The following is a 23,076-nucleotide window of genomic DNA, read 5'->3' on the forward strand; positions in this document are numbered from 1 at the left end:
GGGATTCGCCCGAACATGGGCGGAATGTCAGGGCCGAAGGTGCAAGATCGGCGAGTCGGGGCGGGTGACGGGTGGCGGGCGACGCGCCGGGAGGGGTGGATCGGTCTGGGGTGGAGGGGGCGCGACATGATGTGTGCAGCGCCGAACCCGGGTGCAGGCCGCATCATGGAGGGCGGCCGACGAAGACAGGAGTGAGGTACCGGTGGACCCGCTCGATCGCATCGACGAACTGATCGCCATGGTGGAGCAGGCCCGCTCCGTCCCGATGTCGCGCAACAACTGCATGGTCGACCGGGGTGAGATGATCGCCGCCCTCGACGAGCTGCGCGCCGAGCTTCCCGCCGACCTGCGCCGGGCCGCCGCGCTGCTGGAGGAGCGGGACAAGATCATGGAGGCCGGCAAGCGCGAGGCCGACCGGATCATCAGCGAGGGTGAGGCGGAACACGCCCGCCTGGTCTCGGTGAACGAGATCACGGTCTCCGCCGAGCACGAGGGCGCCCGGATCATCGCCGAGGCCCGCGCCGAGGCGCAGCGCCTCCGCGACGAGGTGGACGACTACGTCGACACCGCGCTGGCCAACTTCGAACAGTTCCTCACCCGGGCGCTCGCCTCGATCGAGCGCGGCCGGGACAAGATGCACGCGCTGCGCGAGATCGGCACCTTCGCGGGTGACGAGGCCGATCGGCCGCTACCCTTCTGAGCGGCCCCTGGCCGGCGGCCGACAGCCGGCACCCGACGGGCCGGGGCGAGCGACGCCCCGGTTCGACGGTCCGGCCCCCACCCAGGTAACCTTCTTTGTCGGCCTCTCACCGGCCGGAGTCTGACTATGCCCAAACACTCGTCATCCCCACTCAACCCCAGGTCGCCGCTGGTCCTCGACACGAGGGAACTGCCGCGTCGGCCTGGCGCGTTGCGTACGGTCAAGCGGGTCGTGCCGGCACCGGAGGACCTCGGCGTGGAGTTGATCGGCGTGCCGGTGGGCGCGGACCTCGACCTCGACCTGAGGTTGGAGTCGGTGTCCGAGGGCGTGCTCGTCTCCGGGACCGTCTCGGGCCCGGTCAAGGGCGAGTGCGGCCGCTGCCTGCGCGAGATCGACGACTCGGTGTCGGTGCGGATCCAGGAGCTGTACGCGTACGAGAACAGCACCACGGACGACACGACAGACGAGGACGAGGTAGGCCGGATGCAGGGCGATCTGATCGACCTGGAGCCGGCGCTGCGGGACGCGGTGGTGCTCGCGCTGCCGACGAACCCGCTCTGCCGGGAGGACTGCCCAGGCTTGTGCCCCGACTGTGGGGTGCACTGGGACGATCTGCCGGCCGACCACAGCCATCAGCAGATCGACCCGCGTTGGGCGGGCCTGTCGCAACTGACCCGTACAGAGGAGTAAGAACCGTGGCCGTCCCCAAGCGCAAGATGTCGCGCAGCAACACCCGGGCCCGTCGGGCGCAGTGGAAGGCCGCGGCGGTCGCGACCGTGGCCTGCCCGCAGTGCAAGTCGGCCAAGCTGCCGCACACCGCCTGCTCCGTCTGCGGCACCTACAACGGCCGCCAGGTCCTCGAGGTCTGACCTGGACGCCGAGTGACGTCCCCGACCGCCGGTCGGGTGGCGCGCACACCCAGGCTCTCGCCCGGTGTCCCGGCTCCCTCCACCGCCGGCCGTTCCCCGGCCGGCACCCCGATGGAGCCGGGCACCGCGCGGATCGCCGTCGACCTCCTCGGCGGGGACGATGCTCCCGCCGTCGTGGTTGACGGCGCTCTGCGGGCGGTGCGTACCGACCCAGACCTGCACCTGCTGCTCGTCGGACCGACCGAGGTCGCCGGCGGGCTGATCGGTGCGCTGAACCCGGAGCAACGCGCCCGGGTCACGGTCCGCCCGGTGCGGACCGCCGTCGGCATGGCCGACCATCCCACCGCCGCGCGCGCGGAGAGCACCGTCCGCGCGGCGGTCACCGCCGTCCGCGACGGGCTCGCCGACGCGATCGTCTCCGCCGGCTCGACCGGCGCCACCGTCACCGCCGCCGCGCTCGGCCTCGGCCGGTGGGCCGGCATCCGCCGCCCGGCCCTGGTGGCCACCCTGCCCGCCGTCGCCGGCCCGGTGGTGCTGCTGGACGTCGGCGGCACGCTGGAGTCCGGCCCCGCCACCCTCACCCGGCACGCCGTGCTCGGCGCCGCGTACGCCGCCGTGGCGCACACCGTCGCCGCGCCCCGGGTCGGGCTGCTCTCCGTCGGCACCGAGGCCGGCAAGGGTGACCGGCTGCGCCGCCTCGCCGACCCCGCCCTCGCCGCCGTGCCGCTGCCCTGCGACGGCCGCTACGTGGGCCTCGTCGAGGGGTTCGACATCTCCCTCGGCGCGCGCGCCGACGTCGTGGTCACCGACGGGTTCACCGGTAACGTGCTGCTCAAGGCCATCGAGGGCGCGTACGCGATGGCCGGCGGGCCGCCGGCCAGTGGCGGTGCCCCGCGTGCCGCGGCCCTGCTCGGCGTGGCCGGCACGGTGGTCGTCTGTCACGGGGCGGCCCGGCCCGCCGACGTCGCCTCCGGCATCGCCCTCGCCGCCCACCTGTGGCGACGTGGCGCCACCAACACCGTCTCCACTCTGCTCGACGCTGTCCCGCACGATCCCGCACCTGACCGTAACGACACCGAGGTAGCACCATGACCAACGACAAGCGGCGGCGTGCTCCCGTCGGCCACCTGGAGGCGGCCTTCGGAGTGTCGCTCGACCCGGAACTGCTGGAGCGCGCGCTGACCCACCGCTCCTACGCGTACGAGAACGGCGGCCTGCCCACCAACGAGCGGCTGGAGTTCCTGGGCGACTCGGTCCTCGGCGTGGTGATCACCACGGCCCTGTTCCACAACCACCCGGACCTGGCCGAGGGACAGCTCGCCAAGCTGCGCGCCAGCGTGGTCAACATGCGCGCCCTCGCCGACGTGGCGCGTGGCCTCGGTCCGGGCGGGCTGGGCGCGTACCTGCTGCTGGGCAAGGGGGAGGAGACCACCGGCGGCCGGGACAAGGCCAGCATCCTGGCCGACACCCTGGAGGCGCTGCTCGGCGCGATCTACCTCCAGTACGGCCTGGACACCGCGGCCGTCGTGATCCACCGCCTCTTCGACCCGCTGATGGCCGAGTCGGCCGGCCGGGGCGCCGCGCTGGACTGGAAGACCAGCCTCCAGGAGTTGACCGCCGCGCTGGGGCTGGGCGTGCCGGAATACCGGATCGAGGGCACCGGGCCGGACCACCTCAAGACGTTCACCGCCTGGGTGGTGGTGGCCGGCAACCGGTACGGCGGCGCGGAGGGGCGCAGCAAGAAGGAGGCCGAGCAGCGGGCCGCCGAGTCGGCCTGGCGGATGCTGACCGAGCAGGCCGAGCAGGAGCAGGGCGCGCTGACGGCGGGGGACGCCGACGGGGCGACCGCGGACGGCGCGGGCAGCGGATCCACGGCCGACGCGGCCGGTGCGGGTGCCGGCCGTGCCTGAGCTGCCCGAGGTCGAGACGGTCCGGCAGGGCCTGGCCCAGTGGGTCATCGGCCGGACGATCAGTTCCGTCGAGGTACGTCACCCCCGGGCCGTACGCCGGCACCAGCCGGGCGGGGCGCACTTCGCCGACGTGCTGGCCGGCCGGACCATCACCGACGTGCGGCGCCGGGGCAAGTACCTGTGGCTGCCGCTGGACACCGGCGACGCCCTCGTCGGTCACCTCGGCATGTCCGGTCAACTGCTGCTCCAGCCGGTCGGGGCGGCCGACGAGCTGCACCTGCGGGTCCGGTTCCGGTTCGCCGACGACGGCCCGGAGCTGCGCTTCGTCGACCAGCGTACGTTCGGCGGGCTGGCGGTGTCCGAGGGCGGCGCGGAGCTGCCGTCGGAGATCGCGCACATCGCCCGGGACCCGATGGATCCGGAGTTCTCCGACGCCGACTTCGTGGCCGCGCTGCGCCGGCGGCGTACCGAGGTCAAGCGGGCGCTGCTGGACCAGACCCTGGTCTCCGGGATCGGCAACATCTACGCCGACGAGGCGCTGTGGCGGGCGAGGCTGCACGGCGCCCGCCCGACCGACGCGCTCACCGGTCCGGCGGTCGGCCGGCTGCTCGGGCACGTCCGGGACGTGCTCGCCGAGGCGATCAAACAGGGCGGCACCAGCTTCGACGAGCTGTACGTCGACGTCAACGGCGAGAGCGGCTACTTCGACCGGTCGCTCAACGCGTACGGCCGGGAGGGGGAACCCTGCGGGCGGTGCGGTGCGCCGATCCGCCGCGAGGCGTTCATGAACCGTTCGTCGTACAGTTGTCCGCGCTGCCAACCCCGCCCCCGAGGGGCGCTGCGGGGATGACCCTGAGCCGCCTCGGGGTTGCGCCGGTGTGCCTCCCCGGGCGGCTTGCGGCGCGTCCCCCGGCCGTACCCTGAAAGTCCCCTTCTGTCCGGTTGGTTGAGCCGATCCGGACCGACCGGCCGGGACCGGACGGATCGGGGACGAGCCGGGGCCGTTCCCCGATGTCCGGGCATCGCCCGCTCCCTAGCGTCAGCACCGTCGGCACGGGGCCGACGTGTGGAGGGGGAACCCGGGTATGGGCAGGCGACCGGTGACGGTGCGATTGGCGCGGTGGAGTGCGGAGCATCCGTGGCGGGCCATCGCGCTGTGGGTGGTGTTCGTTGCGGTGTGCTTCGTCGGCGGCAACGCCGCGGGCCTGAACGAGGCCAGCTCCGCCGACCAGGCGATCGGCGAGGTGGGACGGGCCGAGCTGATCGTCGACGGCGGCGGCTTCCACGAGCCGGCGACCGAGAACGTGCTGATCACGTCCCGCTCGGGGACGCTCGACCAGTCCGCCGCGAAGACCGCCGCCGACGACGCGGCGGCCCGGCTGCGGCAGGTCGAGGGGGTGGCCTCGGTGGGTACGCCGCTGCCGTCCCGGGACGGCAGCGCGCTGCTGCTGCCGGTCACCATGTCCGGCGACCCGGAGACCGCGTCGGACCGGGTGCAGCCGCTGCGGGACGCCACCGCCAAGGTGCAGGAGGCGCACCCGGCGCTGCGGATCGAGGAGGTCGGGGGACCCTCGATCAACAAGGCGCTCGACGAGACCCTCGGGAAGGACTTCAAGCGGGCGGAACTGCTCAGCCTGCCGGTCACCCTGGCCATCCTGATCATCGCGTTCGGCGCGCTGATCGCGGCCGGCGTGCCGGTGCTGCTCGCGCTCTCCTCGGTGGCCGCGGCCATGGGGCTCTCCACCCTGGCCTCGCACCTGGTGCCGGCCAACGACACCACGGCCAGCGTGATCCTGCTGATCGGCATGGCGGTCGGCGTCGACTACTCGCTGTTCTACGTCCGCCGGGAACGGGAGGAACGGGCGAAGGGCCGGTCCGGGCTGGACGCGGTGGAAGTCGCGGCGGAGACCTCCGGGCACGCCGTGGTGGTCTCCGGGGCCGCCGTGATCATCTCGATGGCCGGGCTGCTGCTCGCCCAGGACGCGATCTTCTCCTCGCTGGCCGTGGGCTCGATCCTGGTGGTCGCGGTCGCGGTGCTCGGCTCGCTGACCGTGCTGCCGGCGCTGCTCGCCAAGCTCGGCCGCTGGGTCGACCGACCCCGGGTGCCGCTGCTGTGGCGGCTCACCGCCCCGCGTACCGGCCGGCACGGCCAGCCGGCCCGGCCCCGGTTCTGGCCGGCCGTGCTGAAGCCCGCGCTGCGGGCGCCGCGGACCACCCTGATCGTCTCGATCGGGCTGCTGCTCACCCTGGCCGCCCCGGCGCTGAGCATGAAGATGAAGTTCCCCGGCATGGAGGACGTACCGCGCACCACGCCGGCCATGCAGGCGTACGACCGGCTCACCACCGCCTTTCCGAGCAACGGCACCAGCCACACCGTGGCGGTGCGGGCGCCGGCCGAGCAGGCCGACCGGGTGCACGCGGCGTTGACCGACCTGGCCGGGCGGGCCGCCGCCGACCCGCTCTTCGCGCCGGCCGAGGGGGACGGCGCGAAGATCGAGGTGTCGGCCGACCGCCGGGTGTCCGTACTGGAGGTCGCCACCCCGTACGGCAGCCGCACCGACGAGGCCACCCGGTCCCTGCACGAGCTGCGCGAGGACCTGGTGCCGGCCGCGCTGCGCGGCATCCCCGGGATCGAGTACGCGGTCGGCGGCGCCGTGGCCGCCAACGAGGACTACGCCCAGCACATCAGGGAGAAGCTGCCGATCGTGGTCGCCTTCGTGCTGGCGCTGACCTTCCTGGTGATGGCCTGGACGTTCCGGTCGGTGGTGGTCGCGCTCACCTCGATCCTGCTGAACCTGCTCTCCGCCGGGGCCGCGTACGGCCTGCTGGTGCTGGTCTTCCAGGGTGACTGGGCGGCCGGGCCGCTCGGCTTCACCTCGATGGGCGCGATCGTCACCTGGCTGCCGCTGTTCCTGTTCGTGGTGCTCTTCGGGCTCTCCATGGACTACCACGTCTTCGTGGTCAGCCGGATCCGCGAGGGTGTCCGCGCCGGCCTGCCCAACCGGGACGCGGTGGCGTACGGGATCACCTCCTCGGCGGGCGTGGTGACCAGTGCGGCGATCGTCATGGTCGGGGTCTTCTCGATCTTCGCGACGCTGAGCACCATCGACATGAAGCAACTCGGCATCGGGCTGGCCGCGGCGATCCTGCTGGACGCCACGATCATCCGGGCCGTGGTCCTGCCGTCCCTGATGACCCTGCTGGGCGACGCGAACTGGTGGGCTCCGCGCTTCCTGCGCCGCCGGGCCGCCACCCCGCCGGCCGAGCCGCCCGCCCCCACCCCGGAGCTGGTCGGCGCCCACTGACCTGCCGGCGTCACCCCCGAGGGCCGGGCCGCACGAGCGGCCCGGCCCTCCACGGCTTCCCGCCGCGCGGGGCGGCGACGGATCAGAGTTGGGGGCAGGGGTCGCGCCAGGCGTCCAGCTTCCGGTCCTTGAGCATGGAGGCGAAGCCGTAGCCGACGGTGGTGACGCAGAAGGCGGTCGGGTCGCCGGTGTACTCGACGTGGAAGACCGGCTTGTCGGCGTCGGCGAAGGGCAGCAGCTTGGCGCACTCCCGCCGGCGTACGCACTCCTGGTTGACGGCGAAGTCGAAGTCGGGCGCGAGCGCGGCCACCTGCGGCACGTCGTCGACCAGCCCCGGCGAGAGATCGAGCCGGCGGGCCAGGGCGGCCAGCCGGCGGTTGAACCGCAACTGGTCGTCGAAGTCGAGTGGGAAGCCGGTGCGGTGCCGGTAACCGTCGGCGTCGTCGACCGCCACCGCGCCGAAGCCCTTGCCCCGGCACAGCCGGAACCGGTCGGCGAGCACCGGCTCCAGCGCGTCCCACCGGCGTACGTCCAGCCACTGGCTGCCCGGCCGACCCGCCACCGCCGCGCCGAGTGCGTCCGCCGGGAACCGGCTCGCGTCCGGGTCGGTGGACGCGTACGTCCCGACGCGTATCTGGCAGACCAGCCGGCGGTCCCGGGCCCGCAACGCGGCGGTCTCGGCGGAGGTGGTGCGGACCGGGTCGAGCAGGTACACGTCGGCGTCGACCGTGACGTCCACCTGGCCGGTGAGCTGCCACTGCCACTGCCACCGGTGGGCCAGTTCCGCCGGCCACCGGGTGGGCGCGCCGGGTGGGACGACCGGGGTGTGGCAGCCGGCCACCGGGGCGAGCACCAGCACCGCCGCCAGTGCCACCGCGCCGCGGCGCGGTCCGCGTGGCAGGACGCGGACCGACCGGCCGCGCGGCACGGGCCACGCCGGCCGCATCCGCATCGACAGCTCCCGGGTCGCGGGCGGCACGCCGCCGCCCCTGCCGGTACGTCGAGCCGACCCGGGTCACCGGCCGTGCCGGCACCATGGGACGACCCCGGCGCACCTCACCCGGTCAAACGAGCGCGGACCCGGTCACGACACGACGGCGGCGCGACGTCGACCCGTCCGTTCAGCGGGGGGTGCCGAAGTCCTGCGTCCAGTATGGCCCGTTGCTCCGCGCCACACCCACGCCGATCTGGGTGAACGAGCAGTTCAGGATGTTGGCGCGGTGGCCCGAGCTGTTCATCCAGGCGTCCATGACGGCGGCCGGGCTCTGCTGGTTCCAGGCCACGTTCTCCCCGTACGCCCGCCAGGCGTAGCCGACCCGGTCGAGCCGCTCGCCGACGTCGCTGCCGTCGCTGCCGTCGTGCGTCATGGTCTTGTGGTCGGCCTGGTCCTGGCTGTGCCGCTGGGCGGCCAGCGTCAGCTTGTCGTCGACGGTCACCGCCTTGCAGCCGGCCTTGGCCCGTTCCTGGTTGACCAGGTCGACGACCTGCTGGAGTTCGGCGCTCAGCCCGCCGGTCGAGGCGGTCCGGGTGGCGGTGCTGCTCGGCGCGGCGGTGCGCTGGAGCTGGCGGGAGGGGGCGGTGGTCCGGCTCGGCTTCGGGGTGGCGGTGCGGGTCGGGCTCGGCCGGGCGCTGGTCGGGGCGGCGCTGGGGGAGCCGGTCGGCGCGCCGGTGGGTGAGGCGGGGGCGAGGGCATCGCCGGGGGCGGCGTCGGTGTTGTCGGGCGCGACGGGGGCGGCGGCCACCGCGTCGGTCGCGGTCGAGTCGGTGTGCTGGCCGTCGCCGGGCAGCATCAGGGCGGCCACGCCCAGGGTGGCCACCAGCGTCGCCGCGGCGGCGGCACCGCCGACCAGCAAAGGGCGCGGGAAGCGGCGCGGCTGCCGGTGCCGCCCCGGCTGCTCGAGCGAGGAATCGAAGGCCGGACGCCAGGTGGTGGTGGACTGCTCCTCGGCCGGCCAGCCGGCGGCCCGCTCGAACTCGGGGACCGGCGTACCCGGGTCGGAGGCCGCCTGCTCGGCGGTCCAGTCGAGGTGCCCGTGGGGCTGCCACTGGTCGTCGGGGCCGTCGGTCCGCCCGGCGTCGTCCGGGCCGTGGGTCGGCCAGGCGTCGTCCGGGCCGTGAGTCGGCCAGGCGTCGGTCGGCGTGCCGGTCCGCTTTGCGCCCGAGTCATCCGGTTCGTCCCCGAAGAGGTACGCCGACCGCGGCTCCGGCCGGTCGGTGAGCCAGGCCGGCCCGTCGGCGGCCGGCGGCTGTGGGTGCCGGGCGGAGCCGTCCGGTTCGATCGGGTCGGTCCAGCGGTACACGCCTGTCCCCTCCACGGGTCGGTTGTCGGCCCGGCTGACGCTACGGTCGCGCCGCGAGCTGCGGCAACGTGGCTAAGAAAGAGTTAAGGGGAACCTGACGGCGAGGGTGAGACGTTCACGCATTCCCGGGCGTACAGTTATGGCGTCCGGACAGAGCGTGTCCGCGCCTCACGGCAGCCCCCCGACAAGTGGACAGGTCGACGTGGAGATGATCTACGGCCTGCGAGAACTTGACGAAGGAGGGGTTTGCGGCTCAATATATAGGTGTCGCCAGTCGCGCCCAGTCATGCCCGCATTTTGCTGGGATGGCAGCCGCGAACATGATGGGCGCGCGTTGGCCGGCCTTTCCGGCAGCGCATATCAAGGAGTCAGCATGGCGAAGGCCCTCTACGGCCACGTTGGTGCAGCGCCCGACCGGCGCCTGCTCGACGAGGTCACCCGACTGCGTGCCAGGGTTCAGGCACTGGAGTTCGAGATCACGCGTCTGCGCGCCGACAATGATCGGCTGGCGGCGGCAGCGGCGGAGGCTGACGACCTCCTCCGGCTGGCCGAGCCCGCGTTGACCTGATCTCCGGTTGTCGGAAAACTGAATCGCACCACACGAAAACGCGCGCCGACACCCCAAGTGCCGGCGCGCCGCTTTGTGCGTACGCCTTTTGTTTTCGCGGCGCGTCTTCCGATCGGGTGAGCCCGGAATTGCGCGACGGCAACCGGGGCCACGAATAAGATCTTGTGGTTTTCCACACTCTCCTCCGGGGCACGCCGAAACCGGACACGACGGGCCGCGCGGTGGGTCGCTTGCCGCGGCTTCCCCGGCCCCGGGTTAGTCTGCGGGTCTACCAGGTCCGCGCAGCCGGCGACGGTACGGCGGCCACCGGACGAGGATCGAGAAGGTGCATCTCAAGAGCCTGACGGTGAAGGGCTTCAAGTCCTTCGCCTCCGCGACGACGCTGAAGCTGGAGCCCGGGATCACCTGCGTGGTCGGCCCGAACGGCTCCGGCAAGTCCAACGTCGTCGACGCCATCGCCTGGGTACTCGGCGAGCAGGGGGCCAAGGCGCTGCGTGGCGGCAAGATGGAGGACGTCATCTTCGCCGGCACCGCCGGGCGGGCGCCGCTGGGCCGGGCCGAGGTCACCCTCACCATCGACAACACCGACGGCGCGCTGCCGATCGAGTACACCGAGGTCTCCATCACCCGCCGGATGTTCCGCTCCGGCGAGAGCGAGTACGAGATCAACGGCGACTCCTGCCGGCTGCTGGACATCCAGGAGCTGCTGTCGGACTCCGGCATCGGCCGGGAGATGCACATCATCGTCGGCCAGGGCCGGCTCGACGGCATGCTGCACGCCAAGCCGGAGGACCGGCGGGCGTTCATCGAGGAGGCGGCCGGGGTCCTCAAGCACCGCAAGCGCAAGGAGAAGGCGCTGCGGAAGCTCGACGCGATGCAGACCAACCTCAACCGCCTCACCGACCTCACCGCCGAACTGCGCCGCCAGCTCAAGCCGCTGGGCCGGCAGGCCGAGGTGGCCCGCCGCGCCGCCGCGATCCAGGCCAACCTGCGCGACGCCCGGTTGCGGCTGCTCGCCGACGACCTGCACACCCTGCGGACCACGCTGGACAAGGAGATCGCCGACGAGACGGCGCTGCGCGAGCGGCGGGAACAGATCGAGGCGGAACACACCGAGGTGCAGTCCCGCCTCGGCGAGCTGGAGGCCGCCCTCGCCGAGGACGCCCCGCTGCTCGCCGCCGCCCAGGACACCTGGTACAAGCTCTCCGCGCTCCAGGAGCGGTTCCGGTCCATCGAGCAGCTCGCCCGGGAGCGGCTGCGCCACCTCAGCGCCACCCCCGACGACGAGCGCCCCGGCCGCGACCCCGACCAGTTGGAGGCCGAGTCGCGGCGGGTTCGCGAGCAGGAGGAGGAGCTGCGCGCGGCGCTCACCGAGGACCAGATCCGGCTGGCCGAGGCGGTCGAGCACCGGCAGGAGCTGGAGCGGCAGCTCGCCGCCGCCGAGCGGGAACTGGTCGCCGCCGCCAAGGCCATCGCCGACCGGCGGGAGGGGCTGGCCCGGCTGACCGGCCAGGTCAACTCGGCCCGGGCCCGGACCACCAGCGCCGGCGAGGAGATCGAACGGCTCGCCACCGCGCACACCGACGCGCTGGCCCGGGCCGAGAAGGCGCAGGCCGAGCTGGACGCGGTCGCCGAGCAGTCCACCGAGGCGGACCGGGACAACGCCGACCTGGACGCCCGGCACGCCGAGGCGGTCACCGTCCACGAGCAGGCACAGGCGGCCGTCCGCAGCCTCGCCGACGCCGAGCGCGCCGCCGAGAAGGACGCGGCCACCTGGAAGGCCCGCGAGGAGGCGCTCGCCCTCGGCCTGCGCCGCAAGGACGGCGCCGGGGCGCTGCTGGCCCGCGCCGACCAGGTGCCCGGCCTGCTCGGCAGCCTCTCCGGGCTGCTCACCGTCGCACCCGGCCACGAGGCGGCGCTCGCCGCCGCGCTCGGCGGGCTCGCCGACGCGGTCGCGGTCAGCGGCGTGGACGAGGCGGTCGAGGCGATGCGGCTGCTGAAGATCTCCGACGCAGGCCGGGCCGGCCTGCTGGTCGGCAGCCCCGCCGGGCCGGGCATGGACGGCCCGGCCGACGCGCTGCGCCCGAAACTGCCCGATGGCGCCCGCTGGGCGCCCGACCTGGTGGAGTGCTCGGCCGAACTCCGGCCGGCGGTGTATCGGGCGCTGCGCGACGTGGCGCTGGTCGACGATCTCGCCGCCGCGGCCGAGCTGGTCGCCGGCAACCCGGAGCTGCGCGCCGTCACCCCCGACGGCGACATCGTCGGGGCGTACGCGGCGGCCGGCGGGTCGGCCAAGGCGCCCAGCTTCATCGAGGTGCAGGCGGCCGTCGAGGAGGCCCGGACCAACCGGCTCGCCGCCGAGCGGACCGGCGCCGAGCTGCGCGAGCAGCTGGTCGAGGCGCGCGCCGAGGTGGCCGCCGCGAAGGAGGCGGTGCAGCACGCCGCCGCGGCCAAGCGGGAGGCGGAGAGCCACCGCAACGCCGCCGCGCGCCGGCTGGCCGAGCTGGGCGCGGCGGCCCGGTCGGCCAAGGCGGAGACCGACCGGCTGGGCGAGTCCCGGGCCCGCGCCGAGGCGGCCCGGGAACGTGACCTGACGGCGCTCGCCGAGCTGGAGGAGCGGCTGCGGCTGGCCGAGGCCACCCCGGTCGACGCGGAACCGTCCTCCGAGGAGCGCGACCAGCTCGCCGCGATGGTGCCGCAGGCCCGGCAGAACGAGATGGAGGTCCGGCTCGCGGTGCGTACCGCCGAGGAGCGGGTCTCCTCGATCGCCGGCCGGGCCGACTCCCTGGCGCGGCAGGCGAACGCCGAGCGGGCCGCGCGGGAACGCGCGGCGGCCCGCCGGGCGGCCCGCACCCGCGGCGCGGAGATCGCCCGGGCCGTGGTCGGCGGCGCCCGCGAGGCGCTGGCCCGGCTCACCGTCTCCATCGCCCGGGCCGAGGAGCACCGCGACGCCGTGGCCCGCGAGCGCGCCGCCCGTGAGGCCGAGCTGTCCGAGGTACGCGGCGCGGCCAAGCGGCTCGGCGCCGAGCTGGACCGGCTGACCAGCCAGGTGCACCGGGACGAGGTGGCCCGCGCCGAGCAGCGGCTGCGTATCGAACAGCTGGAGGCAAAGGCCGCCGAGGACTTCGGCCTCGACGTGGCGACGCTGATCGCCGAGTACGGCCCGGACCAACCCGTCCCGCCCACCGACGCGGACGTGGCGGCGGCCGAGAAGGAGGGCCGGCCGGTGCCCGAGCCGGTCCGCTACGAGCGGCCGGTGCAGGAGAAGCGGGCCGCCAAGGCGGAACGGGAGCTGGCCCTGCTCGGCAAGGTCAACCCGCTCGCGCTGGAGGAGTTCGCCGCGCTGGAGGAGCGTTTCAAGTTCCTCTCCGAGCAGCTGGAGGACCTCAAGGCCACCCGCCGGGACCTGCTCACCGTGGTCAAGGACGTCGACGACCGGATCCTGGAGGTCTTCGCCAGCGCGTTCGAGGACACCGCGCGGGAGTTCGAGCAGGTCTTCACCGTGCTCTTCCCCGGCGGCGAGGGGCGGCTGGTGCTCACCGACCCGGAGGACCTGCTCACCACCGGCGTCGAGGTGGAGGCCCGGCCGCCGGGCAAGAAGATCAAGCGGCTGTCGCTGCTCTCCGGCGGCGAGCGGTCGCTGACCGCGGTGGCCATGCTGGTGGCGATCTTCCGCGCCCGGCCCAGCCCGTTCTACATCATGGACGAGGTGGAGGCGGCCCTCGACGACGTGAACCTGGGCCGGCTGATCACGCTGCTGGCGCAGTTGCGGGAGAAGAGCCAGCTGATCGTGATCACCCACCAGAAGCGGACCATGGAGATCGCCGACGCGCTGTACGGCGTGACCATGCGGAGCGGGGTCACCCAGGTGATCAGCCAGCGGCTCAACCGGGCCGATGACGACGGGCAGGAGAAGGACGAGTGAGTCGGGAACGCGCGACCGCGCTGCTGGTGGACTTCGACGGCGTGCTGCGCCGCTGGGACCCGGCGGTGGCCGCCCGCGTCGAGCGGGAGTACGGGCTCACCGAGGGCGTCCTGGGCGAGATCGCGATGTCCTGGGGGCTGCTCCAGCCGGTGCTCACCGGCCAGGTCAGCCACGCCCAGTGGATGAACAGCGTGGCCGAGGCACTCATCCCCTCGGTGGGCGACCCGGCCCGGGCCCGCGCGGCGGTGGACGAGTGGCAGCGCTACCGGGGCGAGGTCGACCCGGACGTGCTCGCGTTCGTCCGCGAGGTGCGGGCGGCCGGCGTACGGATCGGGCTGGGCACCAACGCCACCGACCTACTGGACGCCGACCTGGCCGCGCTGGGCCTCACCGACGAGCTGGACGTGGTGGTCAACTCCTCGGTGGTCGGGGTGCACAAGCCGGCGAAGGAGTACTTCGAGGCGGCGTGCGAGGCGCTGGAGACCCCGCCGGCGCGGGTGCTCTTCCTCGACGACGAGGACCGGGCGGTTGCGGGCGCCCGGGTGGCCGGGCTCTCCGCGCACCGCTGGACCGGCGCGGGTGACCTGCGCTACCTGCGCGCCGCGCTGGCGTACTGACGCAGTGCCCGCCGCCTCGGCGCGGCGGGCGACTCCACCTCGCCGATGTGGCGGGTTTCCGCTCGCCGCGACCCCGCCACATCGCCGTACCGGTGTGGAGATCAGTCGCCGGTGACGCCGTCGATCCGCTCCCGGATCAGGTCGGCGTGCCCGTTGTGCCGGGCGTACTCCTCGATCATGTGCACGTACACCCAGCGCAGGTTGAAGGTGCGCTTCTTCGGTCCGACCTCGATGAAGGTTTCGTCCAGGGAACGGCCGGCCGCGGCGGCGCGGGCCAGTTCGACCTCGTGGTGGTACGTGGCGAGGTCGGCCTCGGCGTCGGCGGTGCTGACATCGTGGTCGGCGTCCGGATTCTCCGGGGTGAAGTACGGGTAGTCGACCCGCTGGCCGGCGAAGTTCTCCCGGAACCACCAGGCCTCCACCTCGGTCATGTGCCGGACCAGGCCGAGCAGGGTCAGCGCGGAGGGCTCGACGCTCGCTGTGCGCAACTGCTCGGCGGTCAGCCCGGCGCACTTCATCAGCAACGTCTGGCGGTGGTAGTCGAGCCAGCTCTCGACTACGGTGCGCTCGTCGCCGACGGTGCTCTCGTTGGTCCGGACGATCTCCGGTGCTCTCCAGGTCATGCCGGCCATCCTGGCCGGAAGACCGGACAACCCGCGACCGGATATCAGGGGACCACGACGACCGGCCAGCGGCCGGTGCGGACCAGGCGGGTGGCGACCGAGCCGAGCAGGCGGTGCCCGGCCTGCTCGGACGAGCCGACCACCACCAGGTCCGCGCGGAACTCGTCGGCCGCCTTGCACAGCTCGGCGTACGCGTCGCCGCGCCGGCACAGGAAGGTCACCGGCAGGCCCAGCTCCTCCGCGCCGCGCCGGCACTCGTCACGCAGCTCGGCGGCCAGTTCGTCGTGGGTCTGCTGGACCGCCCCGGCCACCACGCCGGACATCATCGCGGCGTACGGGGCCGGGGAGCTGACGAACACCACCACCAGGCCGGAACGTTGCCGGCGGGCCAGCCCGGCCGCGTACGCGGCGGCCCGCAGCGAGGTGCGGCTGCCGTCCACGCCGACCAGCACCACCCGGGGCCCGTCCGTGCCACGTTCGAACGGCAGCGGACGGGACTCCGGGCCGTACTTCTCACGCTCGACAGGTGCGCTCATGCCGTCGCCTCCCTGCGGTCGGTCGACTCCCGCCCGACCTCGGCGGAGGTCGCGTCGCCGGTGTGCCGGCGCAGCGGCACCTCCTTGATGAGCAGGACCGCGATCAGGGCGATCAGCCCGAACGGGGCGGCGGCCAGGAAGATGTCCCCGGCACCGTGCCCGTACGCGGACTCGACCACCATCCGGATCGGGGCGGGCAGGGTGTGCACGTCGGGCAGGGTGCCGCCGCCGGCGCTGGACGCCTTGATCCCGAGCCCGGCCAGCCCCTCGGCCAGGTAGTCCTTGACCTTGTGGCCGAGGATCGCGCCGAGGGCGCTCACCCCGATCGCGCCGCCGAGGCTGCGGAAGAACGCGACGGTGGAGCTGGCCGCGCCGAGTTCGTGCGCGCCGACGGTGTTCTGCACGGCGAGGACCAGGTTCTGCATGGTCATGCCCAGCCCGAGACCGATCAGCGCCATGAAGACGGCGAGCCGCCAGTACGGGGTGTCCGCGCGCACCGTGCCCATCAGGGCGAAGCCGACCGTGAGCAGGGCCGAGCCGGCGACCAGGTAACGCTTCCAGCGGCCGGTGTTGGTGATGATCCGGCCGACCACCGTGGAGGCGACCAGCAGGCCGCCGATCATCGGCAGGGTCATCAGGCCGGACATGGTCGGGCTCGCGCCGCGGCTGATCTGGAAGTACTGGCCGAGGAAGACCGAGGCGCCGAACATGCCGACGCCGACCGCGATGCTGGCGATCACGGCGAGGGTGATGGTGCGGTTGCGGAACAGGCGCGGCGGGATCATCGGCTCGGCGGCCCGCCGCTCCACCCGGATGGCGAGCGCGCCGAGCAGCACCGCCCCGGCCACCATGACGGTGGACTGCCAGGAGATCCAGGCGTACCGGTCGCCGGCGAGGGTGACCCAGATCAGCAGCATCGACACGGCTGCGGTGATCAGCGTCGCGCCCCACCAGTCGATCTTCGCCGGGCGCTTGACCACCGGCAGGTGCAGGGTCTTCTGGAGCACGATCAGGGCGAGGACCGCGAACGGCACGCCGACGTAGAAGCACCAGCGCCAGCCGAGCCAGTCGGTGTCGACGATGACGCCACCGATCAGCGGGCCGCCGATGGTGCCGACGGCCATCACCGCGCCGAGGTAGCCGCTGTACCGGCCGCGCTCGCGCGGGGAGATCATCGTCGCCATGATCACCTGGGCGAGGGCGGTCAGGCCGCCCGCGCCGACGCCCTGGAGCACCCGGCAGGCGATGAGCTGCCCGGTGGACTCGGAGAGCCCGGCCAGCATCGAGCCGAGCACGAAGATCCCGAGGGCGAGCTGGACCAGGACCTTCTTGCTGGTCAGGTCGGCGAGCTTGCCCCAGATCGGGGTGGTCGCGGTGGTCGCCAGCAGCGTCGAGGTGACCACCCAGGTGTACGCGGACTGGCCGCCGTGCAGCTCGGTGATGATCCGCGGCAGCGCGTTCGAGACGACCGTGGAGGAGAGGATCGCGACGAACATGCCGAGCAGCAGGCCGGAGAGCGCCTCCAGGATCTGCCGGTGGGTCATGCCGACGGCGGTCGCCCGGGTGGGCGCTGTCGCCTGCGTCATCGTGGGATGCCTCCGGAGGGAGAGTCGGGGGATGTCGATCCGGCTTGGTTGCCTCAAGCAACAACCGGGGGTGGCGCCGGTCTTATTCCCGCCCGATCGGGGCTCGGAAGGTCTCGTCGAGGGCTCAGAAGTTCTCGTTGAACCGGTGCAGCAGCCGGGCGAAGTCCTCGACGTCCCGTTCCGGCCAGTTCTGCAGCGTGCGTCGGATCTGTTCGAAACGGGCGACCCGCGCGGCGTCGAACCGGCGGCTGCCCTCCTCGGTGAGGCTGAGCTGCGCCGCCCGCCGGTCGCTCGGGTCCGGGTCGCGGCGGACCAGCCCCAGCCCTTCGAGGCCGGCGATCTGCCGGCTGAGCGTGCCCTTGCCGATGCCCAGCCGCGCGGCCAGGTCGGTCAGCCGGACCGAGCCCGACCGGCGCAGCCAGAGCAGCAGACCGTAGGCGTTCGGCTCCAGGTTGGGATGGACCTCCCGGGCGACCTCCCAGGACAGCGCCCGACCACGGCGCAGCAGCGCCGTCAGCTCGTCCTCCACCGCGCGCAGGGTCTCCGGAAGGTGATCGTCCACGGGCAGAGCGTACTCACGCGTCAGCGCTGAGGGGCTGCCGAGCCACCTCACGGAGCCGTCCGTCGGCGGTGGTGCCCTCGATCACCACCTCGGCCGACCGGCCCCGGTGGGTCAGCGTGGCCACCGCGTTGCCGAAGTACGGCCCGGCCAGCCTCCGCCACCGCACGCTCGACCGGCGCACCCCGGCGGAGCGCGCGAGGGCCCAGGTAGCGGCGGCCGGTCCCGGGTTCCAGCCCAGCCGCATCAGCGGGCGCATCGCCGCCGGCACCTGGTTGTGGATCGGCGAGCAGGTGAGCTGGTGCACCGGGGTGTGTACGGTCCGGTCGGCGAACCGCGCCCGGGCCACGTACGAGTGGTGCACGTCACCGGAGAGCACGCTGATCGAGGCCGGTGGCGCGTACGCCGGACCGGCGCCGACCCGCGCCCCGGGTTCGGCCGGGGTGCCGCTGCCCAGCCGGGCGAAGAGTTCGCCGAGGGCGTCGAACGAGCGCCGGAACGACGCCCAGTGCTCCAGGTCCAGGGCCCGGCGCAGCCGTTCGGAGAGCCTCGCCACCCAGCGCCGGCGGGAGTCGGCGAGCCTCTCGTTCCACGCCTCGACGTGGTGGATGCCGGGCGGCAGCAGCCAGGGCAGCGAGGCGCCGACCACCAGGTGGTCGTAGACGCCGTGCGCGCGGTCGAGAAACCACGACCACTCGCCCGGCGGCAGCATCGCCCGGTGGCCGGACTCCAGCACCCGGCTGGACCGGTTGTCCAGCATCACCAGCCGGGTACGCCCCAGGTCCAGGGCGTAGCTCCACTGGTAACTGCGGGCTCGCCAGGGCACGTGCGAGGAGTGAGCGGAGCGAGCCCCGCAGTCGCGGGCCGAAGACCAGCTCGGCTCGGTGTCGTGCGCGACGTCGGCCTCCCGGTCGACCCGCTCGCCGAACTCGTGCAGCACAGCGGTGGCGTCCTCGGCGGCGACGACCTTGGCGTACACCGGGTCGGCGGCGATCTCGTCCGGGGCGAGGTTGCCCAGGTGCTGGTAGACCCAGTACGAGGCGAGACCGCTGCGGATCCGCTCCGCCCACCACGGCCGGCCACGCATGTCCGCCCGCCACGACGCCGAGGTGTTCCAGTCGTCGATCACCTCGTGGTCGTCGAAGATCATCACGCTGGGCACGGTGGAGAGCAGCCAACGGATCTCCGGGTCGCGCCAGGACTCCAGATAGAGCTTGGTGTACTCGTCGAAGCTGACCACCTGGGTGGCCGGGGCACCCGCCGGCCGGCGCCGACGCCGCCTGAGCAGCCTGCGCACCGTCGGCGAGGTGACGTCGGCGTAGACCTGGTCGCCGAGCAGCACCAGCAGGTCGGGCAGGGCGGCGGGATCCGGGTCGGCGATCAACCGCCGGGCGTACGCGTCGAGCGCGTCCGGGGGCAGCCTCCGGGCGGTCGCGTGCTGGGTGGTCTCCCGGCACGAGCCGAAGAGCAGGGTCACCGGCTGGTCCCGGTCGTCGGCCGCCCGGGTCCGGATCACGCTGGGCGGGAAGCCGCTCTCCGGCACCGGCCAGGCGACCTCGTCGTCGATCAGCACCTGGTACGTCGTGGCGCTGTCCGGGGTGAGCCCCGCCACCACCACGATCGCGTAGTGGTGGTCGTACGCCGAGAAGGTCGGCGCGGTGCCGGTGGCGCCGCCGGCCGTGCGGACGGTGACCACCGCGGGCGCGCTGGTCTCCACCCAGACGGTCGCCCGCGTGCCGACGACCCGTCTCAGCAACGGGCCGATGAGCAGGCGAGAGCTGGGCACGGAGCACCTCCGAGGGAGAATGTTTCACCGTTCCTACCCGGACGGCGCCTTCGGCACGCCTGGCTGCGGCGAGCGTACCGGCAGCCCGCTCGCGGGCACGGAGGCGGTGATTGGGACGCCGTCGCCGCGATCTGACAGGATTTCGGGCATGAAGGAATACCTCCTCATCATCATCGCCCTGCTCGGCGTGCTGATCCTCGGTGGCCTCAGCCTCGTGGTGCCCCGGCTGCGCCGGCGCCCCGCGCCGCCGCCGGAGACGGAGGTCGAGACCCGGGCCGAGGAGGAGTTGGCCGCCCCGCCGGTCGAGGCGGTGCCGGAGGTCTCCACCGGCGTGCTGGTCGAGCCGCCGGTGGTCGAGGCGCCGGCGATCACCATCGAGGTGCCCGAGCCCACCGCCGGCCGGCTGGTCCGGCTGCGCTCCCGGCTGTCCCGCTCGCAGAGCGTCTTCGGGCGGGGCCTGCTCGGCCTGCTCACCCGCGAACACCTGGACGAGGACGCCTGGGAGGAGATCGAGGACAGCCTGATCACCGCCGACGTCGGCATCGACGCCACCCGGGAGATCGTCGACCGGCTGCGCGAGCGGACCCGGGTGCTCGGCACCCGCTCCACCACGGAGCTGCGCGCCCTGCTCGCCGCCGAGCTGGTCAACGCCCTCGACCCGGCCCTGGACCGGTCGCTGAGGACCGCCCCCAAGGTGGACGTGCCGGCCGTGGTGCTCGTCGTCGGGGTCAACGGCGCCGGCAAGACCACCACCTGCGGCAAGATCGCCCGGGTGCTGATCGCCGACGGGCGCACCGTGCTGCTCGGCGCGGCCGACACCTTCCGGGCCGCCGCCGCCGACCAGCTGGAGACCTGGGGCAGCCGGGTCGGCGCGGAGACGGTACGCGGGCCGGAGGCCGCCGACCCGGCCAGCGTCGCCTTCGACGCGGTCCGGCGGGGCATCGACACCAGGGTCGACACCGTGCTGGTGGACACCGCCGGCCGCCTCCAGAACAAGATCGGCCTGATGGACGAACTGGGCAAGGTCAAGCGGGTGGTGGAGAAGCACGGCCCGATCGACGAGACCCTGCTGGTGCTCGACGCCACCACCGGCCAGAACGGCCTGGAGCAGGCCCGGGTCTTCACCGAGGTGGTCAACGTGACCGGCGTGGTGCTGACCAAGCTCGACGGGACCGCCAAGGGCGGCATCGTGATCGCCGTGCAGCGCAAGCTCGGCATCCCGGTCAAGCTGGTCGGCCTCGGCGAGGGCCCGGACGACCTGGCCCCGTTCGACCCGGCACAGTTCGTCGACGCGTTGCTCGGCACCGAGCCGCTCGCCCGGGACGCGTAGCCTCGACGTGACGACTGACGATCGCGCCTACGCGGGGTGGCGCGACCCCAGCCACCCGTCGCCGCGCCTCGGGAGACCGTACGTGACCTCACAGGAGATCCCGCTGCACGGCGGGAACGTCAGCACCGTGGTCCGGGTGGGCGACACGGTGCGGCGCAACGCCGGCCCGTGGACCCCCTCGGTGCACGCGTTGCTGCGGCACCTGGAGTACGTCGGCTTCACCGGCGCGCCCCGCGCCCTCGGCATGGACGAGCGCAACCGGGAGGTCCTGTCGTACCTGGAGGGGGAGTGCGGGGAATATCCGCTGGCCCCGCACTGGGTCACCGACGAGGCGCTGGTGACCGTGGCCACCATGTTGCGGATGTTCCACGACGCCCAGTACGGCTTCACCCCGCCGCCGGGCGCGGTCTGGCGCTCGTTCGGCCCGCCCCCGCCGGACACCGAGGTGATCTGCCACCACGACGCCGCCCCGCACAACGTGATCTGGCGGCCGGACGGCACCCTCGGCCTGATCGACTTCGACCTGGCCTCGCCGGGCGCGCGGATCTACGACGTGGCGTACGCGGCCTGGACCTGGGTGCCGATCTTCGCCGACCGGGACTCGATCACCCTCGGCTGGAAGCACCCGGACCGGCCGCGCCGGCTGCGGCTCTTCGCCGACGCGTACGGGCTGATCCCGCGCGACCGGCACCGGCTGGTCCGGACCATCCGCAAGCGGGTCGTGGACCACGTCGAGGGCATCCGCCGGATGGCCGCGGCCGGGGAGCCGGCGTTCGTCCGGATCGTGCACAAGGGCCACCTGCGCCGCCCGATGCGTGACCTGCGGCTGCTCGACTACGAGCGGCACGCCCTGGAGTACGCGCTGCGCTGACTCCGGCGGGCAGAAGTGGCCGATTCCTCCCGGGGACGGCCACTTCTCCTGTTTTCCCGGCCCAAGATCGGCGTTCTTCACACGCCGGAAACAACCCGTCACGCGACGGAAATCGAGCGGTGTCGGTGCAGGAAACAGCCGGCGGCCAAGCTTCCGCGCAACCGGCTGACGGGCGACGCTGCCAGGAATCAGTCGGAGGGAGGACATCCACACCGAGAGGAGGCAGCGTGGAGATCAACACCGGCAACACCGCCTGGTTGCTCCTGTCGTCTGCGCTCGTGCTGCTCATGACGCCCGGTCTGGCCCTGTTCTACGGTGGGCTGAACCGGTCCAAGGGCGTACTGAACATGATGATGATGAGCTTCTCGTCCATCGGGCTCATCAGCATCCTGTGGCTTTTCTACGGCTTCACCGTCGCCTTCGGCGAGGGCGGCAAGTTCATCGGCGACCTGGGGCAGTACCTCGGCACCAAGACGTTCGTCGGGGAGAACGACCTCTGGGGCGAGACCGGTATCCCGATCTACGTCTTCATCGCCTTCCAGATGATGTTCGCCGTCATCACCGTGGCCCTGATCAGCGGCGCGCTCTCCGACCGGACGAAGTTCGCCGGCTGGTTGGTGTTCGCCTTCGGCTGGGCCACCCTGGTCTACTTCCCGGTTGCCCACATGGTCTGGGGCGGCGGTCTCATCGGCGGCGACATCGGTGCCCTGGACTTCGCCGGCGGCACCGCGGTGCACATCAACGCCGGTGCCGCGGCGCTCGCCCTGGCGCTGGTCCTCGGCAAGCGGGTCGGCTGGCCCCGGGAGAGCGCCAAGCCGCACAACGTCCCGTTCGTCGCGCTCGGCGCCGCGCTGCTCTGGTTCGGCTGGTTCGGCTTCAACGCCGGCTCCGAGCTGACCGCGGACGGGGTCACCGCGCTGGCCTTCATCAACACCCAGGTGGCCACGGCCGCCGCCCTGCTCGGCTGGATCGTGGTGGAGTGGGTACGCGACGGCAAGCCGACCCTGGTCGGCGCCTCCTCGGGCGCGGTGGCCGGCCTGGTCGCGATCACCCCGGCGTGTGCGTTCATCACCCCGGCCGCGTCGGTGCTGCTGGGCCTCGTCGCCGGTGCGGCCTGCGCCCTCGCGGTGGGCCTGAAGTACCGGTTCGGCTACGACGACTCCCTGGACGTGGTCGGCGTGCACTTCGTCGGCGGGTGGATCGGCTGCCTCTGGATCGGCCTCTTCGGCACGGCCTCGGTCAGCTCGCTGGTGACCAGCGACGGTCTGCTGGTCGGCGGCAACGCCAGCCTGCTCGGCAAGCAGGCGCTGGGCGCGCTGATCGTGACGGTCTACTCCTTCGTGGTCGCCTACGCCCTCGGCTTCGTGATCGACAAGACGATGGGCTTCCGGGTCTCCGCCGAGGCGGAGGTCGAGGGCATCGACGTCGCCGAGCACGCGGAGAGCGCGTACGACCTGTCGCCGACCACCGGCGGCGGCGCCGGTGGCGCGTTCGCGATGGCCGGGATCGGCGCCGCCAAGCCGGCCCCGGCAGCCACCGACGAGGTGGACGAGCCCGCCGAGCCGGTCAGCGAGAAGGTCGCCGGTTAACG

20 protein-coding genes are annotated in these 23,076 nt (G+C 73.2%); 13 read left to right on the forward strand and 7 right to left on the reverse strand.

Annotated features, from left to right (window positions below; all coding sequences use genetic code 11):
• Positions 1–202: 202 nt before the first annotated feature.
• From GA0070621_RS00775 to GA0070621_RS00805, 7 genes are all read left to right on the forward strand, one after another.
• Positions 203–700 carry an SPFH domain-containing protein gene (locus GA0070621_RS00775; protein ID WP_073832495.1) on the forward strand — a complete coding sequence of 166 codons (498 nt, stop codon included), beginning with the start codon at positions 203–205 and terminating at the stop codon, positions 698–700.
• A 126-nt stretch (positions 701–826) separates the two neighbouring features.
• A complete protein-coding gene (locus tag GA0070621_RS00780; RefSeq protein WP_091190457.1) occupies positions 827–1,390 on the forward strand; it encodes a YceD family protein in 564 nt (187 codons plus the stop codon).
• A 5-nt stretch (positions 1,391–1,395) separates the two neighbouring features.
• Complete coding sequence (gene rpmF / locus GA0070621_RS00785) at positions 1,396–1,569, forward strand: 50S ribosomal protein L32 (protein ID WP_091190461.1); 174 nt, start codon at positions 1,396–1,398, stop codon at positions 1,567–1,569.
• A gap of 111 nt (positions 1,570–1,680) precedes the next feature.
• On the forward strand, positions 1,681–2,661 hold the full coding sequence (locus GA0070621_RS00790) for a phosphate acyltransferase PlsX (protein ID WP_091190464.1): 981 nt from the start codon (positions 1,681–1,683) through the stop codon (positions 2,659–2,661).
• Complete coding sequence (gene rnc, locus GA0070621_RS00795; protein ID WP_091190467.1) at positions 2,658–3,479, forward strand: ribonuclease III; 822 nt, start codon at positions 2,658–2,660, stop codon at positions 3,477–3,479. The genes GA0070621_RS00790 and rnc overlap by 4 nt, the downstream gene beginning before the upstream one ends.
• Positions 3,472–4,329 carry a bifunctional DNA-formamidopyrimidine glycosylase/DNA-(apurinic or apyrimidinic site) lyase gene (gene mutM / locus GA0070621_RS00800; RefSeq protein ID WP_091201824.1) on the forward strand — a complete coding sequence of 286 codons (858 nt, stop codon included), beginning with the start codon at positions 3,472–3,474 and terminating at the stop codon, positions 4,327–4,329. Before rnc ends, mutM begins: the two co-directional genes overlap by 8 nt.
• Before the next feature lie 235 nt (positions 4,330–4,564).
• Positions 4,565–6,784 carry an MMPL family transporter gene (locus GA0070621_RS00805; protein ID WP_091190469.1) on the forward strand — a complete coding sequence of 740 codons (2,220 nt, stop codon included), beginning with the start codon at positions 4,565–4,567 and terminating at the stop codon, positions 6,782–6,784.
• A gap of 82 nt (positions 6,785–6,866) precedes the next feature.
• Here GA0070621_RS00805 and GA0070621_RS00810 read toward each other — a convergent pair whose 3' ends face one another.
• Positions 6,867–7,763: an endo alpha-1,4 polygalactosaminidase gene (locus GA0070621_RS00810; RefSeq protein WP_167666474.1), complete on the reverse strand. Its 897-nt coding sequence runs from the start codon at positions 7,761–7,763 to the stop codon at positions 6,867–6,869.
• 142 nt (positions 7,764–7,905) lie between these two features.
• The gene (locus tag GA0070621_RS00815) at positions 7,906–9,084 is read right to left on the reverse strand and encodes a CAP domain-containing protein (RefSeq protein WP_091190472.1); all 1,179 of its coding nucleotides are present in this window, start codon (positions 9,082–9,084) and stop codon (positions 7,906–7,908) included.
• Positions 9,085–9,457: 373 nt separating this feature from the next.
• On the opposite strand from GA0070621_RS00815, the gene GA0070621_RS00820 reads away from it, so the two are divergent.
• From GA0070621_RS00820 to GA0070621_RS00830, 3 genes are all read left to right on the forward strand, one after another.
• Positions 9,458–9,652, forward strand: a complete 195-nt coding sequence (locus GA0070621_RS00820) for a hypothetical protein (RefSeq protein ID WP_007456482.1) — start codon at positions 9,458–9,460, stop codon at positions 9,650–9,652.
• Positions 9,653–9,977: 325 nt separating this feature from the next.
• Positions 9,978–13,577 carry a chromosome segregation protein SMC gene (gene smc / locus GA0070621_RS00825; protein ID WP_091190475.1) on the forward strand — a complete coding sequence of 1,200 codons (3,600 nt, stop codon included), beginning with the start codon at positions 9,978–9,980 and terminating at the stop codon, positions 13,575–13,577.
• Positions 13,574–14,194, forward strand: coding sequence for an HAD family hydrolase (locus GA0070621_RS00830; protein ID WP_091190477.1), 621 nt, complete (start codon positions 13,574–13,576; stop codon positions 14,192–14,194). The genes smc and GA0070621_RS00830 overlap by 4 nt, the downstream gene beginning before the upstream one ends.
• A 101-nt stretch (positions 14,195–14,295) precedes the next feature.
• On the opposite strand, the gene GA0070621_RS00835 is transcribed toward GA0070621_RS00830, so the two are convergent.
• From GA0070621_RS00835 to GA0070621_RS00855, 5 genes are all read right to left on the reverse strand, one after another.
• Positions 14,296–14,817 carry a DinB family protein gene (locus tag GA0070621_RS00835; RefSeq protein ID WP_091201829.1) on the reverse strand — a complete coding sequence of 174 codons (522 nt, stop codon included), beginning with the start codon at positions 14,815–14,817 and terminating at the stop codon, positions 14,296–14,298.
• A 44-nt stretch (positions 14,818–14,861) separates the two neighbouring features.
• The gene (locus GA0070621_RS00840; RefSeq protein ID WP_091190480.1) at positions 14,862–15,353 is read right to left on the reverse strand and encodes a universal stress protein; all 492 of its coding nucleotides are present in this window, start codon (positions 15,351–15,353) and stop codon (positions 14,862–14,864) included.
• On the reverse strand, positions 15,350–16,939 hold the full coding sequence (locus tag GA0070621_RS00845; RefSeq protein ID WP_091190483.1) for an MDR family MFS transporter: 1,590 nt from the start codon (positions 16,937–16,939) through the stop codon (positions 15,350–15,352). The genes GA0070621_RS00840 and GA0070621_RS00845 overlap by 4 nt, the downstream gene beginning before the upstream one ends.
• 124 nt (positions 16,940–17,063) lie before the next feature.
• A complete protein-coding gene (locus tag GA0070621_RS00850; RefSeq protein ID WP_091190486.1) occupies positions 17,064–17,501 on the reverse strand; it encodes a MarR family winged helix-turn-helix transcriptional regulator in 438 nt (145 codons plus the stop codon).
• A 13-nt stretch (positions 17,502–17,514) separates the two neighbouring features.
• Positions 17,515–19,284, reverse strand: a complete 1,770-nt coding sequence (locus tag GA0070621_RS00855) for an alkaline phosphatase D family protein (protein ID WP_091190490.1) — start codon at positions 19,282–19,284, stop codon at positions 17,515–17,517.
• A 148-nt stretch (positions 19,285–19,432) separates the two neighbouring features.
• On the opposite strand from GA0070621_RS00855, the gene ftsY reads away from it, so the two are divergent.
• The 3 genes from ftsY (at position 19,433) to GA0070621_RS00870 (ending at position 23,074) form a co-directional block, all read left to right on the forward strand.
• Positions 19,433–20,614 carry a signal recognition particle-docking protein FtsY gene (ftsY, locus tag GA0070621_RS00860; protein ID WP_091190493.1) on the forward strand — a complete coding sequence of 394 codons (1,182 nt, stop codon included), beginning with the start codon at positions 19,433–19,435 and terminating at the stop codon, positions 20,612–20,614.
• Between the two features lie 7 nt (positions 20,615–20,621).
• Positions 20,622–21,485 (forward strand): phosphotransferase, encoded by an 864-nt coding sequence (locus GA0070621_RS00865; protein ID WP_197673934.1) that lies wholly within the window; start codon positions 20,622–20,624, stop codon positions 21,483–21,485.
• 227 nt (positions 21,486–21,712) lie between these two features.
• Positions 21,713–23,074, forward strand: coding sequence for an ammonium transporter (locus GA0070621_RS00870; RefSeq protein WP_091190499.1), 1,362 nt, complete (start codon positions 21,713–21,715; stop codon positions 23,072–23,074).
• Positions 23,075–23,076 lie beyond the last annotated feature (2 nt).

This window comes from Micromonospora narathiwatensis (genome assembly GCF_900089605.1).
Taxonomy (GTDB): Bacteria; Actinomycetota; Actinomycetes; order Mycobacteriales; family Micromonosporaceae; genus Micromonospora; species Micromonospora narathiwatensis.